The sequence below is a fragment of the Paenibacillus solani genome (assembly GCF_050475945.1).
In the GTDB taxonomy this organism is placed as follows: Bacteria; Bacillota; Bacilli; order Paenibacillales; family Paenibacillaceae; genus Paenibacillus_AQ; species Paenibacillus_AQ solani_A.
This window is the reverse complement of sequence record NZ_JBCMXJ010000005.1, coordinates 167,061-182,092: the sequence shown is the minus strand read 5'-3', so window position 1 is coordinate 182,092 and position 15,032 is coordinate 167,061. Positions and strand designations below refer to the sequence as shown.

15 protein-coding genes are annotated in these 15,032 nt (G+C 45.6%); 12 read left to right on the top strand and 3 right to left on the bottom strand.

Features of this window, described 5'->3' with window-relative positions; genetic code table 11:
• Positions 1-11: 11 nt before the first annotated feature.
• A complete protein-coding gene (locus ABEQ74_RS02520; protein ID WP_430119112.1) occupies positions 12-764 on the top strand; it encodes a (S)-benzoin forming benzil reductase in 753 nt (250 codons plus the stop codon).
• A 20-nt stretch (positions 765-784) separates the two neighbouring features.
• Here ABEQ74_RS02520 and ABEQ74_RS02515 read toward each other — a convergent pair whose 3' ends face one another.
• The 3 genes from ABEQ74_RS02515 to ABEQ74_RS02505 form a co-directional block, all read right to left on the bottom strand.
• The gene (locus ABEQ74_RS02515) at positions 785-1,441 is read right to left on the bottom strand and encodes a YitT family protein (protein WP_430119110.1); all 657 of its coding nucleotides are present in this window, start codon (positions 1,439-1,441) and stop codon (positions 785-787) included.
• Positions 1,442-1,661: 220 nt separating this feature from the next.
• On the bottom strand, positions 1,662-2,528 hold the full coding sequence (locus tag ABEQ74_RS02510; protein WP_430119108.1) for a phosphosulfolactate synthase: 867 nt from the start codon (positions 2,526-2,528) through the stop codon (positions 1,662-1,664).
• A 116-nt stretch (positions 2,529-2,644) separates the two neighbouring features.
• Positions 2,645-3,955: an MFS transporter gene (locus ABEQ74_RS02505; protein ID WP_430119106.1), complete on the bottom strand. Its 1,311-nt coding sequence runs from the start codon at positions 3,953-3,955 to the stop codon at positions 2,645-2,647.
• 177 nt (positions 3,956-4,132) lie between these two features.
• On the opposite strand from ABEQ74_RS02505, the gene ABEQ74_RS02500 reads away from it, so the two are divergent.
• From ABEQ74_RS02500 to ABEQ74_RS02450, 11 genes are all read left to right on the top strand, one after another.
• Complete coding sequence (locus ABEQ74_RS02500; RefSeq protein WP_430119104.1) at positions 4,133-4,855, top strand: 2-phosphosulfolactate phosphatase; 723 nt, start codon at positions 4,133-4,135, stop codon at positions 4,853-4,855.
• Between the two features lie 208 nt (positions 4,856-5,063).
• Positions 5,064-5,339 carry an acyl carrier protein gene (locus ABEQ74_RS02495; protein ID WP_430119102.1) on the top strand — a complete coding sequence of 92 codons (276 nt, stop codon included), beginning with the start codon at positions 5,064-5,066 and terminating at the stop codon, positions 5,337-5,339.
• Between the two features lie 7 nt (positions 5,340-5,346).
• Positions 5,347-6,840 carry a hypothetical protein gene (locus ABEQ74_RS02490; RefSeq protein WP_430119100.1) on the top strand — a complete coding sequence of 498 codons (1,494 nt, stop codon included), beginning with the start codon at positions 5,347-5,349 and terminating at the stop codon, positions 6,838-6,840.
• Positions 6,841-6,862: 22 nt separating this feature from the next.
• Positions 6,863-7,969: a hypothetical protein gene (locus ABEQ74_RS02485; protein ID WP_430119098.1), complete on the top strand. Its 1,107-nt coding sequence runs from the start codon at positions 6,863-6,865 to the stop codon at positions 7,967-7,969.
• A complete protein-coding gene (locus ABEQ74_RS02480) occupies positions 7,941-9,116 on the top strand; it encodes a radical SAM protein (protein ID WP_430119096.1) in 1,176 nt (391 codons plus the stop codon). The genes ABEQ74_RS02485 and ABEQ74_RS02480 overlap by 29 nt, the downstream gene beginning before the upstream one ends.
• A gap of 59 nt (positions 9,117-9,175) precedes the next feature.
• A complete protein-coding gene (locus ABEQ74_RS02475) occupies positions 9,176-10,159 on the top strand; it encodes an ABC transporter ATP-binding protein (protein WP_430119093.1) in 984 nt (327 codons plus the stop codon).
• Entirely contained in the window at positions 10,156-10,965 is an 810-nt protein-coding gene (locus ABEQ74_RS02470) for an ABC transporter permease (RefSeq protein WP_430119091.1), read from the top strand. Before ABEQ74_RS02475 ends, ABEQ74_RS02470 begins: the two co-directional genes overlap by 4 nt.
• Before the next feature lie 36 nt (positions 10,966-11,001).
• Positions 11,002-11,781 carry an ABC transporter permease gene (locus ABEQ74_RS02465; protein ID WP_430119089.1) on the top strand — a complete coding sequence of 260 codons (780 nt, stop codon included), beginning with the start codon at positions 11,002-11,004 and terminating at the stop codon, positions 11,779-11,781.
• A 39-nt stretch (positions 11,782-11,820) separates the two neighbouring features.
• Entirely contained in the window at positions 11,821-12,864 is a 1,044-nt protein-coding gene (locus ABEQ74_RS02460) for a hypothetical protein (RefSeq protein WP_430119087.1), read from the top strand.
• Positions 12,865-13,019: 155 nt separating this feature from the next.
• Positions 13,020-13,547: a sigma-70 family RNA polymerase sigma factor gene (locus ABEQ74_RS02455; RefSeq protein ID WP_430119085.1), complete on the top strand. Its 528-nt coding sequence runs from the start codon at positions 13,020-13,022 to the stop codon at positions 13,545-13,547.
• Complete coding sequence (locus ABEQ74_RS02450; RefSeq protein ID WP_430119083.1) at positions 13,534-15,018, top strand: DUF4179 domain-containing protein; 1,485 nt, start codon at positions 13,534-13,536, stop codon at positions 15,016-15,018. The genes ABEQ74_RS02455 and ABEQ74_RS02450 overlap by 14 nt, the downstream gene beginning before the upstream one ends.
• Positions 15,019-15,032 lie beyond the last annotated feature (14 nt).

The following is a 15,032-nucleotide window of genomic DNA, read 5'->3' as shown; positions in this document are numbered from 1 at the left end:
GAGTTTGATAGATGAAGTATTTTATAATTACAGGTACGTCAAGAGGGATCGGTGAATCGTTGGCTGCACAATTGATGGATGAGAACCATCATTTGTTATGCATATCTCGGTCAGTTAACCAAGGGCTGGTGGATCAAGCGAAGGAGAAGAACGCTACACTTGATTATATTAGCTATGATTTACTTAACTTGAGCGGGATTGACCAGCTCTTTGGTGATATTTTTCATAAGGTTCACCTGAATTCCAATGATGACGCCATCTATTTGATCAATAATGCCGCGATGTTGAATCCAGTCAGTCCCATTGAGCTTATAGAAACTGAGCAAATCATAGACAATATTCACTTGAACTTAGTAGCTCCGATGGTTATTAGCTCCAATTATCTAAAATGGACGAAACATATGAATGCGGACAAGAGAATCCTGAATATCTCCTCTGCCTCAGCTAAATATTTGCTGCCATCGCAAAGCTGCTACAGTACTGCTAAAGCGGGTCTTGACTCATTTACAAAAAGTATGGCCCTAGAACAAGAACTTGTTGATTTTCCTGCGAAAATTGCTGCTGTTTATCCCGGCATGATAGATACCAAACTACAATCTGACATTCGATCCGTAAGTTTGGAACATTTTCCGTATGTTAATGAATTTATCAAGCTATCAGAGGAAGGGAAGCTGCAATCGCCAGAATATACAGCGTCTAGATTAATAGAAATCCTATTAAGTGATGACTTCGGAAAGACAGTTGTTCTGGAAACCATAGATTAAAATAAAGGAAATGTCTACGTTCACTTTTTGCGCCAAGCGGGTTTATAGGTCGATTTGGGCGAAGGGAACTGGTGAATCCAGTTTATCATCCGGGTCGATAGCCATTGGCATATTACGGCAAGAATGATAATTTTCCAATCGATTACATAGGCGGTAAAGGCGAATATAATACCATTCATCCAGAATAAAGAGGTGCCTGGGTTGATTCTTTTGTATTTGTAAATCGCCAGAGCTACATATCCTATTCCTCCGTTGGACACCCGCTGCCTGATGAGGATGGCGACGCCGCTTCCAAGAAGGACAGAGCCGAATAGAAGATCGATCCATACGTTTCCAAACGGAGGTTCTACAAACACCTCGAAGAAATTAACGGACACGGAAGTAACTGTTATTACAAATATGGTCCCGAAGGCACTAACGCTGCCAAGATAAGAGACTGTACAGACTAGGAAAACAAAATTGGCTAACCACAGCCCGATACTGATGGGAATACTGAATGCGTGGTTGAGAATGACTGCGATTCCGGCACCTCCCCCGGAGGGAATGGCGTGAGGAAACAAGAATACGGACATGGCAAAAGCTTGTAGTATGGAGCCAGCAGTAATGAGGAAGAACCTCCTGAAAATAAGGCCATAGGAATATGTATTTCTTAGATGGCGTATTTTCTGTATGTTCACACAATATCATCCTTCGTTGAAATGGAGTGATGAGCTAGTCCTGCTTTTTTAAATGTATGCTAGTCATATGAAGGGGATACCGGTAAGGTTAAAAAGATAATGCCGGCATTCTGGGCATAACGCCTTGTCAGAATGCCGGCAAAAGGTGAGCCGAAAGGGATTTCATTAAGATATGTGTAAGAGTGGACTCTGTTCGTTATACTCTTGTTGCAGACAGGGGCTAAATAATGTAACAAAAATCATCAGCCGATGGTTCCTTCACTCCAAGTTCAAACGTATCTTGACGAAGTCCCCGGCGCATCGTTTCAAGGGCAAGAACTTCTGTAGGCTGGATATTACCCAAATGCACGTTGGATCCAAATTTGCGCAGAAGCATCGCTTGCTGCTGTTTAAGAGGTGCTTCCCAAAGCAGCTTACTTGCATCCGGCACAGTTTCGATAATATTATCAATCATTTCCTCCCGACATTCGCCATCCTTATCGAAAATACCAATGCCGATTCCTGATTCGCGAGCTTCAACCGTGATAAACTCGGCACCAGCTTCCAAATCAGCATCCATCGTATATGCAAGCTTATCAGCGTCGATGAGGGAACCGGATTGTTTCTTGCCATACTCTGTAAAGACTCGAAATCCTCGTTGTTTGCCTTCCCGGATCAGCTCCGTTCGTTTCTTGCGGGACATCTCAATCGTGCCGTCGGATACTTCTATGGAATTAAAACCGAGACGGGATATCGTGTTGAAAAATGAGGAGACCACGTCCTGCTGTACGGCCGTCTCAAGCAAGGTCCCACCGGGCATTACGGTGATTCCATATTGTTTGGCTAGATTGATCTTATAGAGCAATATCTCCGTTTGATAAAGCGGAGCCGTTCCAAAACCGAATTTGAGACAATCGATGTAATCGGAAGCTGTTTCGATCACATCCGAAAACATGTTTCTTCCAAGGCCTTTGTCAATGATCATCGTCATCCCGCGTTCCATGACCCCGAAGGTTTCGTAGTTTTTCTTACCGTGTTCGGGATTTTCGCGCAGCCCGCTCGGATCACATATCTCCACGGGCCAAAATGTTCGCAGGGAATTGTTCATTTTGGATCTCCTCAATTCCTTTTTGATTTAGTCGTTTCATCCAAGTGACATTGGTATCATATGCGCTTTCCTAATGACAGGTGCCCATTTTATGCTATCTGCCATTTGGACTGTCATTACCCAATCTGCCGAGGAGGCTTAATCAAAAAGAATACCAACCCTAACGTGATCAAGGATAGAGACGAAACCGTGATAAACACGACGTAATCCGACAGATCCATCATCCAGCCGAATAAAGGAGGACCTGCAGCAACTCCTAAAAATCGCAAGCTATTGTAAAGTGAAGTGATCATACCACGCTCGCTTTTTTCAACGGCGCCAGTGATGATCGTATTTAAACAGGGAAGAAGCATTCCGGTTCCGATGCTGCTGACTGTCAGCAGTCCGATGAATACATAAATGTTCTTAAAAAAGAGGAGAGTCAGCGCCAGTGAAACGGTCATGGCGAGCAGCCCGATATTCATTAACCAGCGCATCAGCTTGCCGTTCTTCTTGATTAAGCTTCCTGTAGTGTATGAAGTAATCACTAGTCCCAATAGAGGAATAGCGAGGACCAGGCCTTTTCTAACTCCGTCGATCTGGTAAGGTTTGTCTTCAAGAATGTTGGATAAATAAAAAAGTACGCCAAACAAGATAAAAAGCCCTAGTGAACCGGCAAAAAAAGCCGTTATGAGCCAGCGTCCTTTTTCTTTGAATATGCCCCGAATTTTTGCGAGATATTTCCCTAATTCCTGCCTTGAATTATGACTTGATTCTTTGATCATAAAAATGACGGCTAACAGTGATAACGCGCAGAACACGGGAAACGCGAAAAAAGAGGCATACCACACGATCAACATGAGCAGGGAACCAATGATCGGGCTGAGTACCTTACCTGCGCCGTTAGACGCTTCGATAAGACCCAATGCCTTGCTCTCTGTTCCGCCATCATATAAATCCCCTACGAGTGCCATCGCAATCGGTGCAGTTCCAGCAGCTGCCAGCCCCTGAATCGCCCTGGCGGTAATGATCACCGCATAGGAATCCCATATCGCACCAAAACCAGCCAGGATACCAGCAGCTCCATATATGATCAAGGCCGGAATGATAATGATTTTACGACCATATCGATCGGATAAATACCCGATGATTGGTATAAATAAGCCCGCTGCCAGTGAAAAGATGGAGATGATGAGGCTGCTTTGAAATTTACTGATACCAAGTTCCCTTTGCATTTCAGGGAGTCCCGGAACTAGCATGGAGTTTCCGAACACAAGCACGATGGGAATTGTCGCGAGTGCAATAAATTCTGAGATTTTACCTTTTGAACGGCCAGAAGAATGTGAGCTTTCGGCAGCTTCGCTTTCATTCTTTTCATCAGAATCGGTTGGCAGTTCGATATCGCTTATAAAACTGATGTTCAGTTTTCGTTTTTTGGTCTTTTCCATGATTTCGCTCCTTGGCCTGGAAGTTCGTTAAAAAAGAAAATTGCTCATTTTATCATGCTTCCTAATTATCACCACATCGCGAATATCTATTCGGTTATTTATGGGCACTTCCTTACGGTCGGCTCAATATACTGTAATGAATTGACATCAAGGATGCTGATTGAGAGGGGAAATGACATGAGGGCGATACAAATTATTCAAGGACACGACCATTCGCTGGAAGCATCAAACATTAATGTTGTCATAGACGTAATACGAGCTTTTACCGTCGCACATTATGCTTTTATGAACGGGGCACAAGGGATCATGCTTGCAGGCACTGTAGACGAGGCTTTGCGTATTAAAAAACGATTCCCTCAGTATGTATTAGCAGGCGAAATAAAGGGGCTGCCCATACCCGGGTTCGAAATCGACAATTCACCTGCACGTTTACAAGCCTCGGATCTTAATGGAAAAATCCTGATCCAGAAAACAACGAATGGAGTGAGGGCAACCATAAATTCGTTGAATGCCAAACACGTTTTTGTTACTGGTTTCTCTAATGCTAGAACAACAGCAGCGTATATTAAGAGGAGTTTATTAAAAGAGGAGAACATGACCATTAACTTAATCGCCTCGCATCCTACAGGGGATGACGACTTGGCATGCGCGCAGTATATGGCGGAGATTCTCCAAAGTTCCGATCGGATATTGGCCGATCAAATCGTTGCCCGGATTTCACAGTCAGCGGCAGCCGAAAAGTTCTACGACGATGAGAGACCGGAGTTTTTACGCGAGGATATTCGCTTATGCATTCAAGAGCTGCCTTCCAATTTTGTAATGAAAGTGAATGATCATAATGGCATCCCATTGATTGAAAGAGTAGAGGTAGATAACAATGACCTTCAAGCAATGAACTAGGTTTCTCCTAAAGAAGGGGGGGCGCGTTTTTTTGCTATAAGACTTTTAGCCATTCTCTATTAACAGTTGACAGTTTTTAACATAATAAAGATAATAATAGTAACTCAGGAAAAGGAAGGGGGAAGCACTGAAGTACGCTTCTAGTTGATTGGATTAGGTATGTAAGGATTCGGTTCCCCATACACATTAGCCCTAAAGGAGTGTAGTCATGTTCGATAAAATCGTAGATATTTTGTGCTCTATCAAAGATGATCAGCCAGAACTCCGCCAATCCCTATCCCCCCAAACGGATCTAAACAACGATATAGGTCTCGATTCCCTACAAATGATCCAGTTTATGCTCAAGGTAGAAGATCAGTTAAACGTAGTCATTGATTATGATCAATTCGATTACGAACATCTCCGGTCGATCGACGCTTTTATTACTTTTCTGAAAAGCTGCCAGCCACAGGCGCAGCCATTATACGAAGATGTCAAGCAGTGAAACCGATGTGATTCCAAAAATCATTATGGGTACCTTTGACCCTGAAACCCGTTGGAGAGATTCGAATCTGACCCGCCTGCCCGCTATGCCTGATAAGGAGCGAGAGGCAATTGTACTGTGTATGGACGAGCTGCTTTTTCCATTTTGTAGACCTCAGGATGTACTCTATAGTCGCTGCAGAATCGATCCGGCGTTATACGAATACCTAAATGGACTCAACTTTTCCTTTCATACGCGCTATCTCTATGATTTAAACGATGATAAGATGCCTCTGCCTGGACCGGATGTTTTTAAGCAGTGCATGTTCATGCTTGCGGCCGATCGAGCTCAGAATTTCACATCAGAAAACAGGGTGCTGCAAACGGCCGGTTCGAATTATCTTGAGAACGCGGTCTTGCCGGGTTTTATCTCACTTATGAACGCCACCGGAGAAATACAGCAAGCGCAATCAACGGATGAAGCTGCAACCACCCACGCCACGCATATTCTGTCTCCTTACGCGATTACGGCTGATACGCTGGCTTACTTGCACACCACCGAACCGTTTGGACCTTTGCCGAACTTTGAAACAGTTGTACGCGTTAACTCCAAGTTGTACTCCAATCAGCTCCTGGCTAAAATTGGCGAGAAAAGCTACGGCACGGAGGCAAACAGCGCAGCAGAAATAGAGGCAACTGGTAATATACTTCTAAAGCAGGGGCCGTATTTGTTGAAAGATCCCTTCGGAGTTTCCGGGAAGGGGAACCTGCTAATTGAGAGCGAAACCATGCAGCGAATTATAGCTAAGCACCTGCGTGCTCAGGAGTCTGGAGGATTGCGCTCTCAATTCTTACTGGAGCCGCTGCTGCATAAAGAAACCGACTTCAGTTCACATTGGTTTATTCAAGAGGATGGTAAGACAGAGTTTATCTCCGTTCAGCGGATGATGAATCACCAGCAAAATTATAGCGGGTCGATCAAAGCAGATGAAGATTTGATCCGACTGCTGGAGGATGCCGGCTATTTCAACGTAATAGACAAAGCCCTCCGGCTTCTGGTGGAGGATGGCTACCACGGTTTCGTTTGCTTCGACTCGATGATACTCATGGATGGTGAAGTCGTACCCATCGTGGAGATTAACGCCCGCAAGTCTATGGGCCTGATTAACTCGTATCTCGATAAGCACTGGGAACCATACGGGCAGACAGGCTTGCTTACCTTTTTGTCCCTTGGTCTTCCGGAAGGATTCACGATCGGGAAGCTGCTGCAGGTACTGGGTAATTCCGGGCTTTTAGTGACAGCCATGGGGAATTACGGAATCGTTCCTCTCTCATCCAATACTGTAATGGTAAATGAGATTATAAACCGCCGCCTCGTGTCCGAGGGGTTACAGATCAACCGAGGCATGCCGAAGGGCAGACTGTATGTATCGGTACTTGGCCGTGACGATGAACATCGCAATCAGCTGGTCGAAAGCCTGAGGCAGGTGCTCGCCGATATGTTCGTTAAAGTGTACAACTAAACCTGGAACAGGGGAGGTACGCATGAATTCATCCAAGGTTGCCTTGCTGGCGTCGGGCAATTCGCTCGGTGCATACATTCCCGCCATGCATCTGCATATGTACCTACATGATAGAGGAATCCAGACGGACGTTCATGTGCTGGAGAACTTGTATCACGAAGAAGTCCGGAACAAAATCCGATCCACCAAAAGAGCATTTCATGCTGATTTTTCTGTTGCCCGTATGGGGCATAAGCTAGCCAAGCCCATCGACAACTCACTGAATGAGGAGGCAGTTCTGAAGCTGCTGGACGTTTGGAAGGAAGCCGAAGTCACCAGCTTTGCAGTGTTTACTGGTTTCTGGCTGCCGATTCTGGAACGCTACAAGACAATTGTTATGGAACCTTTGGACATTCGTCTGATTCGGCTGGATGCGTGGGATACACCGTCCTTCAAGGTACATAAGCAGTTGTATCCTAACTACGAAAACGTCTGGTTATACGATCCCTCTGAGTTGTCTCCTAGCAGCTACATTGCCTCGGATGAAACGGAGCCTTTACCTTACGAGCAGCGATCAGGGCGATTGCTGATCCATGGTGGTGGCTGGGGGATCGGGACCTATGCGGGAACTATCTCAGAGCTTAATCAGCTTGGTTACTGCCTTGATGTGATTGTGTATGATCCTACTGAGGTAGAGGAAGATGACGGCGTTACACGCTACTTCGGAACAGTGGCTTCTTGGGATCCATGGAACCGGGATACGCAGGGACATCATACTTTCCCTCCTATGGCACGTTATGTTCGTGAAGGCGGGGCTCTTCAGGAATACCCGCTACGGGATTACGCCGCTTTTACTAACGTGATAAGGAACTGTGCCGCGATTATCAGCAAGCCGGGGGGAGCGACTCTGAACGACTCACTGTCGTACGGAATTCCTTTTGTCATGTTGGAGCCGTTCGGAGATCATGAGCTTCATAATTCAACCTATTGGGAAACCCGCGGTCTGGGTATCCGGTTTGCGGAATGGAAAGCACGGAATTGTTCAGAACATCTTCTGGAGGAGATATGCAGACGTCTGCTTGAGCAGCGGTCAAAAATCAACCATTTTGGGAGGAATACCTATGCAGCCGAAAACAGCAGTTACGTTTGACCCACAGACATTCCGTAATATGAAGAGAACTTTAGTTCCACTCGCTGAAACAGGAAGGAAACGCCGGGAAGACCCGACCTATGCAGCCCCTGTACCTTACGAGATCGGCATCAAGCTCAATAACGGCTGCAATCTGCGCTGCAAGCATTGCTTCGAATGGAATCCGGATGGCTTCCATCATGGCTTTGCCAGAGAAGTGAAGAATGATGAAATTGAGATTCCCGTCGTGGAGAAGCTGTTGGCGGAGACGAGGGAACGTAAATCGCGTGTGTTCCTATGGGGCGGGGAGCCTCTATTCTACTCCAAGTTCGATGAGTTGGCCGAGCTGCTTGCCAAGGAAGACCGATATACGACCATTTGCACAAACGCTATTCTCATTGAGCAGAAGCTGGATTCCATTCTGAAGATGTCAGAAAATTTGGTCATGCTGGTCAGCCTGGAAGGCTTCGAGAAGGAGAATGACGCAATCCGGGGCAAAGGCACGTTCAAAAAAGTGATTCATGCCATACAGCTGCTGCTCGATTTGCAGAAGCAGGGTCTGTATAAAGGCAAGGTGTCTGTCGCTCTGACGGTAAACGACCAAATGGTTGGTCAGTTATACAGTTTTATGGAGTTTTTCGAAGAGATGGGCGTAGATTCCGTCTACTTCTGCTTCCCTTGGTATATCCCTTCCGATACAGCGGAGAAAATGGACACCTATTTCGATGCCCATTTTCCGCATCTTGCCTCCCGCTTTGCTGACGGTCACAAGAACAGCTGGCACTCCTTTACGTTCCATATCTCACCGGACAATTACGATACGCTAATCGAAGAGCTTAAACGAGTTAATTCCCGCGTGTGGAATGTGCGCATCCGCTATCAGCCTGCACTGGAGCCTGAGGAAGTGGAGGGATTTATCCGGGGCAGCGAGAAGCCGGCCATGAACCGGACGCAGTGTTTCTCAATCTCTAACCGGATGGACGTGATGCCGGATGGCAAAGTGAATCCGTGCAAGTTCTTCCCGGAATTCAGTGTCGGTAATTTGCACGAAGATAGTGTGGCGGATATTTTCCATGGGGAGGATCTTCGAAAACAACGCGAAGTTTTGGCCTGCGGCCTGATGCCGATATGCTCGAAATGCGTGCTGCTTTACAATAATGGAATTTAAGCGTTTAGACTTTATGCCGGCCAAACAGGCAAAACAGGCGAACCTTCAGGAGGACGGGAATGGACTTTATCCGTGTACGGGAGCTGCACAAATCGTTCGTGTATTACCGGAAAGGGGCGGGGCTTAAGAATTCGCTGAAAAATTTATTTGTTCGCAAGGCGTTGGTGAAGGAAGCGGTTAAATCCGTTTCCTTCGACATTGGCCCTGGTGAGTGCGTCGGATTTCTCGGTCCCAACGGAGCGGGTAAGACCACTACGCTCAAAATGCTGTCTGGCATTCTGTATCCCACTAGCGGGGAGGCAAATGTGCTCGGCTATGTCCCGTGGGAGCGAAAGAACGAGTTTAAACGGCTTTTCTCGATTGTTATGGGTCAGAAAAACCAGCTTTGGTGGGACCTTCCCGCCAGTGAGTCGATCTATTTGAATAAATGTATTTACGATGTGGAGGATGATGTTTACCGAAGGAGTCTTGCTGAACTCTCTGAAATGCTTGAGGTGGAGGAGCTGCTAGATGTACAGGTGCGTCGACTGTCCCTGGGTGAAAGGATGAAAATGGAGCTGATCGCCGCCCTGATCCATCGCCCCCGGCTGCTTTATCTCGATGAGCCAACGATTGGCCTTGATTTCCCTTCTCAGAAGAAGGTCAGAGAGTTTCTAAAATACTATAATGAGCAGTTCGGCGCTACGATCCTGCTGACGAGCCACTACATGAAGGATGTAGAGGATCTGTGCAAGCGTACGATCATCATTAACGAGGGAAATCTGCTGTATGATGGAGAGCTTCACAAAATCAATGATCTCTTTAACGAGCAGAAAATTATTAGACTGCATTTCTCCGAGCCGGTTGCTGAGCAGCGGTTGACCAAATTCGGTAAAATCGTCAGCGGCGACGAATACAATGCTGTCCTGGAGTTGCCGAAGCACCGTCTAAAGGAAGTGTCGCGTGCAGTACTCGATTCGTTTCCCATCCTTGACTGGACGATCGAGGACGTACCGATCGAGGAAAGCATTTCGATGCTCTATCGCAAGGAATCTGTCGGATGAATAGACGTAAATTGTATATGGCTGTTTTTTCGATGGGCATTCAGCATTCGATGGAATACCGGGTTCACTTCTTTCTCGGTCTGATCGGGGCGGCGTTTCCCATTCTGGTCCAGTATTTCATCTGGACTGCGGTGTACCAGCATTCCGGTCAGGATGCGCTGTTCTCGTATTCGTATGGTCAAATTATTATGTATACGATATTGGCAGGGCTGGTGTCTAAGCTTATCGCGACTCAGTTCGAGCATCAGATTGCCGATGATATCAAGAACGGCGGACTTAACAAATATTTGATCAAACCGATTAGCTACTTCGGTTATCGGCTGCTTTCCTTTTTCGGCCAGAAGGTGATCTATTACGGAATCACAGTTATGCTGCTCGTCGGGATCATTTGGTTCGCTTCTACCGGAGGCGTGCTCGAGGTCCAGACCATACGGCTGATCTTGTTTGCGATCACACTATGGGGGGCACTGCTGCTAAATTTTCTGATCGCTTACTGTATCTGTGCGAGTGCGTTTTATCTGCATGAAATCTCGTATTTTTTCGTTATTTCAAGTTTGCTCGTCAACATTCTGAGCGGAGGGATGTTTCCACTCGAGATTTTCGGAGACTCTGTGGTAGAGGCGCTCCAGTACACACCGTTCCCATATACGATCTATTTTCCGGTTAATGTCCTCAGCGGCAAAACGGAAGCAGCCGCGATGTATCAAGGGCTGCTTATTCAGTGCGGATGGATTGTGCTGTTCTTCTTGCTATCCCGTCTTGCATGGCATGTTTCCATGAAGAAATATTCGGCAGTAGGGGGGTAGCGGACAATACATATATTAAAAATCACGCGGAAATACATGCGTCTGTACGGCATATTCATCAAAAACTGCCTCATCGCCCAGATGGAGTTTCGCGGTAATTTTATGATGAGCCTGATTGTGGAATCCGTCTACCTGCTCGCCAAGCTGCTATATGTTCTCGTTGTGTTCCGCACCGATCTTCATGTAGACGGCATACCGCCCGAAGGACTGTTACTATTTATTGGTATGCATACCGTAATGACCGGAATTTATGTGGGCGTGTTTTTTACAAATTTCATGAAAATTCCGGAATATATTAAGGACGGTTCACTTGATTTAATGCTGACGAAGCCGGTTTCCCTCCAGTTTATGGCTTCCTTGCGTTACGTTGATCTTGCACTGCCCATTCCTGATATTCTGGTTGGGTTCGTCATGATCGGCATTGGATGGCATGCGATGGATATTCCGCTAACGTTCTTGCAGCTTGCTGGGTTTGGTTTGCTATTATTCATCGGGGTTATCATCACCTACTGCCTGATGATCATCCCGGCACTGCTTTCATTCTGGTTTGTTCAGACGGGCTCTGTGTTAGAGATTGCCCATTCCGTCTGGGACGCCAACAACTTCCCCATGGCGATATACCCGGCCTGGGTCCGCCGAATCGGGACCTTTATTATTCCGCTGTTCCTCATTACCAATTTCGGACCTATGTTTCTGCTCGGGCAGCTTAACTGGCTCTATGGGGGACTCGCTTTGACGGCTTCGCTTCTGCTCTTTGTAGCTGTTCGCCTGCTCTGGAATCAGGCTGTAAAGGGGTACAGCAGCGCGAGCAGTTAAATGGGTTTTCGAATCACTTGTCAGAAGGAGGACAATCCGATGAATGCTGTTCAGCTTCCGATCCAGAATCCACCGCTTAAAGGGTTCTTGCGCTGGGCTTATACACTTTCGATCACCAGTGCCCATGAAAAAACGATTCCTTGGTATTACAGCAATTTTATCCAGTTATCTTGCAAAAAGGATTTTCTAGAGGACGGCAGGCAGTACTATATTGATTTTTTTCGTGGTAAACCTAATGAACTGAATTTCAACAACCCCTTTCTCCTTACCTGTTCCGTCAATTATACGATTCTGGAAAATTTGGCATTAGACGCCTGGCCACAATTCTTTGCGGATCAGATCCGCAGCGGATATTACTGTGTCGTGTTTCTGGACGAATCCAAGCTGTCGCCAGCGGCCTCCTATCAGAGAGAATCGTTTCCACATCATCTTTTGTTACATGGTTTCGACTGGGAGGAACAGGTCTTTTATGCCTCCATGTTTGACCATACCGGAGTTTATCGTAATTTACAGATCACATTTCAGGAGTTCCAGGATGCGGTCCAATCGATGAGACAACTTCTGAAGGGTAACCCCACGGCCGATCATCATACGTATTTTTACAAGTACGAACCCCATGTTTATTATTCTTTTGATAAGATGGCCGCGATCGACCAGCTGCGCGATTACCTTAACGGGGAGACTCATTTAAACCGGATCAATTACAATTTTGACAATAGGGAAGCTTTCGGAATTAATGTTTACAGCTATTTGCAAATGTACTTTGATGCGGTAGAGAGCAATGATCCAAGGCTCGGTGAGCGAAATGATGTAAGACATCTTCATGTACTCTGGGAGCACAAGAGAATGATGAGTGAGCGGATCGAATACTTGGTCGAAGAGGGGATGATCCCCTACGATGAAGAGCTTGTGGAGGGTTACAAGGATATAACCAAAAGAGCGATGAAGCTGAGGGATCAGTACATTCGGCATGAAATTCGTGAAGACAAGGAAGTGTTTGAGAGGATAAGACTCAGGTTCGAGCAATTCCGAGATGAAGAGCCTGTTTTATTGAAAAAACTGATTAGATTGCTCGAAAATTAAAGTCTTGATCGTTTTGCGTTCAAACCCAGTGGAAGTTATCGCTGGGTTTGTTTTGTTGGTTAAGAGAATTAAGCTTTTTTAATTTTATTGTGAACCAAACCGGTTCTTAGATGATCTAATTTATAAATAGCTTTGAGAGGAAAGGGGGTCCATGTGTGAATATATCAGTTAAAGCACAGCTTGCCAAACAAGGAGATAAGGAAGCTTTTGTGTGTTTGATTCGAGCTGTTGAGCGGAATTTATTTATTGTAGCTAGGTCTATCGTTAAAAATGAGGCTGATTGTGCTGATGCGATGCAGGAGACCATAGCCAAAGCCTTTTCTAATATACATACATTGAAAGAGCCTGTTTATTTTAAAACTTGGATTATACGAATATTGATCAACGAGTGTAATCGGATGATTAGAAAAAAGAAGCGTGTGCATCCCGTCCCTTATGATATGAGAAACACAACATATACCAGCGAATATGAACAAATCGAGCTGTTTGAAGTTATTGATGAGCTGGATGAACAGCTTCAGCCGATTGTAACGCTATATTATTTAGAGGATTTATCTGTCAAGGATATAGCCAAAGTGCTGGGAATTTCAGAAGGGACCGTAAAATCACGTTTATACAGGGCCAGACAGCAATTGTCCAAGCTCGCCCTGGGGGAAGGAGACGCCAAATATGGATCATCATGAACGAGTTGACCGTGATCTTAAACAATTCTTAAAGACGAAATCACAAAACATGGCTATCCCAGATACCGTACAGCACGCGGTGGACAACGCACTTTCGTCACTACCCGAGCCAAATGCCAAAAAGAGATATCCCCTTAAACGTTGGAGATGGGCTACGGCAATAATGGCGCTCTTTGTTCTCCTGGGTACAGTTTCATTCTTTACAGTGCCGACATTTGCCCAAATGGTCAGGTCTTTATTCGCTAAGGACCACTACTCAGATATCGGACTTCTGCGAGCACAGGAATTGGGGCTGGTATATGATCCTCATATTAAAGTGAAGGATGCAGGCTACAAGTTGGAGATAAACGAAGCTGTTGCGGACCCTACACGAGTGACGATGGCTCTTCAACTTTTTAATAAAAAAGGGGAGCATGATCGTAACAAGTTGGTCTTTGTTGATCCAAACAATATTACGATCAAAGATGATCATGGTAATGTAGTAGGCAGCATGTACGATATGGGGCTCACGAATGATTTTTATTATATGGTTGCTTTCTTTAGTGAACCACTGCAAACCGACAAGATCACGATAGAAGGAAATATTAGAACGCTTGGATATCAGAAAGAACCTTTAATAGCGGGGAATTGGGATTTTAGTTTCGATATGGATATGAAAGAAGCCAATAGGCAGACACAAATAGAAAAACTGTCTGGCAGCTATACATCGCCGCATGGCATGAGCATCACATTAAAAAGGCTGACGAGAATGGTACAAGGCGTACGTTTCGAATTGGAGACTGAACTGGATGATACGGCTATGGCAAGATCCCCTGGTGACTTATGGGAAAAGCAGAAGCTGAGCTTTCATTTCGAAACACCGGAAGGAGAAGAAATTCATTCGGTAAACCCGAGAAAATCAGGTTACAGTGATAGCCTGATGACATCAGAGCATCAAGTGATAGGTAAAGGGAAGATGCGTTGGAGCTATACCTTTAAGTATCTGCCTGAACATGAGCCGTACCGTTTTGTCCTAGATGGATATTCGGTGGCAGAAAAGGACGGAAGTAGGATTTCGTTTAAACCTTCAGAGCTGACGGTGCCTAGAACTTTTGAGATATTGAAAGATAGATTGGAGCTGGTTGGAACTTCGCTTGAAGCATCGCTAAGTAACAACAGAACATATGAAACGGTTATCACCCTCTACGGTGAATTGGAAAACGAAGCCACATATGAAGTGTGGTATGCATATGATCCAGCAGGCAGACCGTATGAAATAAGCATGAGGGGTGGGATTTCATTCTTAAACACGCTGCCAGATAATTGGAGAGAGGGGTTACTCAGCATGGGGGATCGCTACATGCAGCAACCTATTGAATTCCGGGTTCAGGGTCTGGAACAGATTCCAGAGGAACTTACTCTCGTAAGAGAAGTGGTGGATAAACGATATAAAGACCCGGACTGGTCCGTATTGCTAAATGATCGGGAATAAACCGACTACGATAG

Coding starts and splice junctions, on each gene's coding strand:
- ABEQ74_RS02520 (WP_430119112.1), top strand. CDS start 12: ATGAAGTATTTTATAATTACAGGTACGTCAAGAGGGATCGGTGAATCG.
- ABEQ74_RS02510 (WP_430119108.1), bottom strand. CDS start 2,528: ATGAACAATTCCCTGCGAACATTTTGGCCCGTGGAGATATGTGATCCG.
- ABEQ74_RS02505 (WP_430119106.1), bottom strand. CDS start 3,955: ATGGAAAAGACCAAAAAACGAAAACTGAACATCAGTTTTATAAGCGAT.
- ABEQ74_RS02500 (WP_430119104.1), top strand. CDS start 4,133: ATGAGGGCGATACAAATTATTCAAGGACACGACCATTCGCTGGAAGCA.
- ABEQ74_RS02495 (WP_430119102.1), top strand. CDS start 5,064: ATGTTCGATAAAATCGTAGATATTTTGTGCTCTATCAAAGATGATCAG.
- ABEQ74_RS02485 (WP_430119098.1), top strand. CDS start 6,863: ATGAATTCATCCAAGGTTGCCTTGCTGGCGTCGGGCAATTCGCTCGGT.
- ABEQ74_RS02480 (WP_430119096.1), top strand. CDS start 7,941: ATGCAGCCGAAAACAGCAGTTACGTTTGACCCACAGACATTCCGTAAT.
- ABEQ74_RS02475 (WP_430119093.1), top strand. CDS start 9,176: ATGGACTTTATCCGTGTACGGGAGCTGCACAAATCGTTCGTGTATTAC.
- ABEQ74_RS02470 (WP_430119091.1), top strand. CDS start 10,156: ATGAATAGACGTAAATTGTATATGGCTGTTTTTTCGATGGGCATTCAG.
- ABEQ74_RS02465 (WP_430119089.1), top strand. CDS start 11,002: ATGCGTCTGTACGGCATATTCATCAAAAACTGCCTCATCGCCCAGATG.
- ABEQ74_RS02460 (WP_430119087.1), top strand. CDS start 11,821: ATGAATGCTGTTCAGCTTCCGATCCAGAATCCACCGCTTAAAGGGTTC.
- ABEQ74_RS02450 (WP_430119083.1), top strand. CDS start 13,534: ATGGATCATCATGAACGAGTTGACCGTGATCTTAAACAATTCTTAAAG.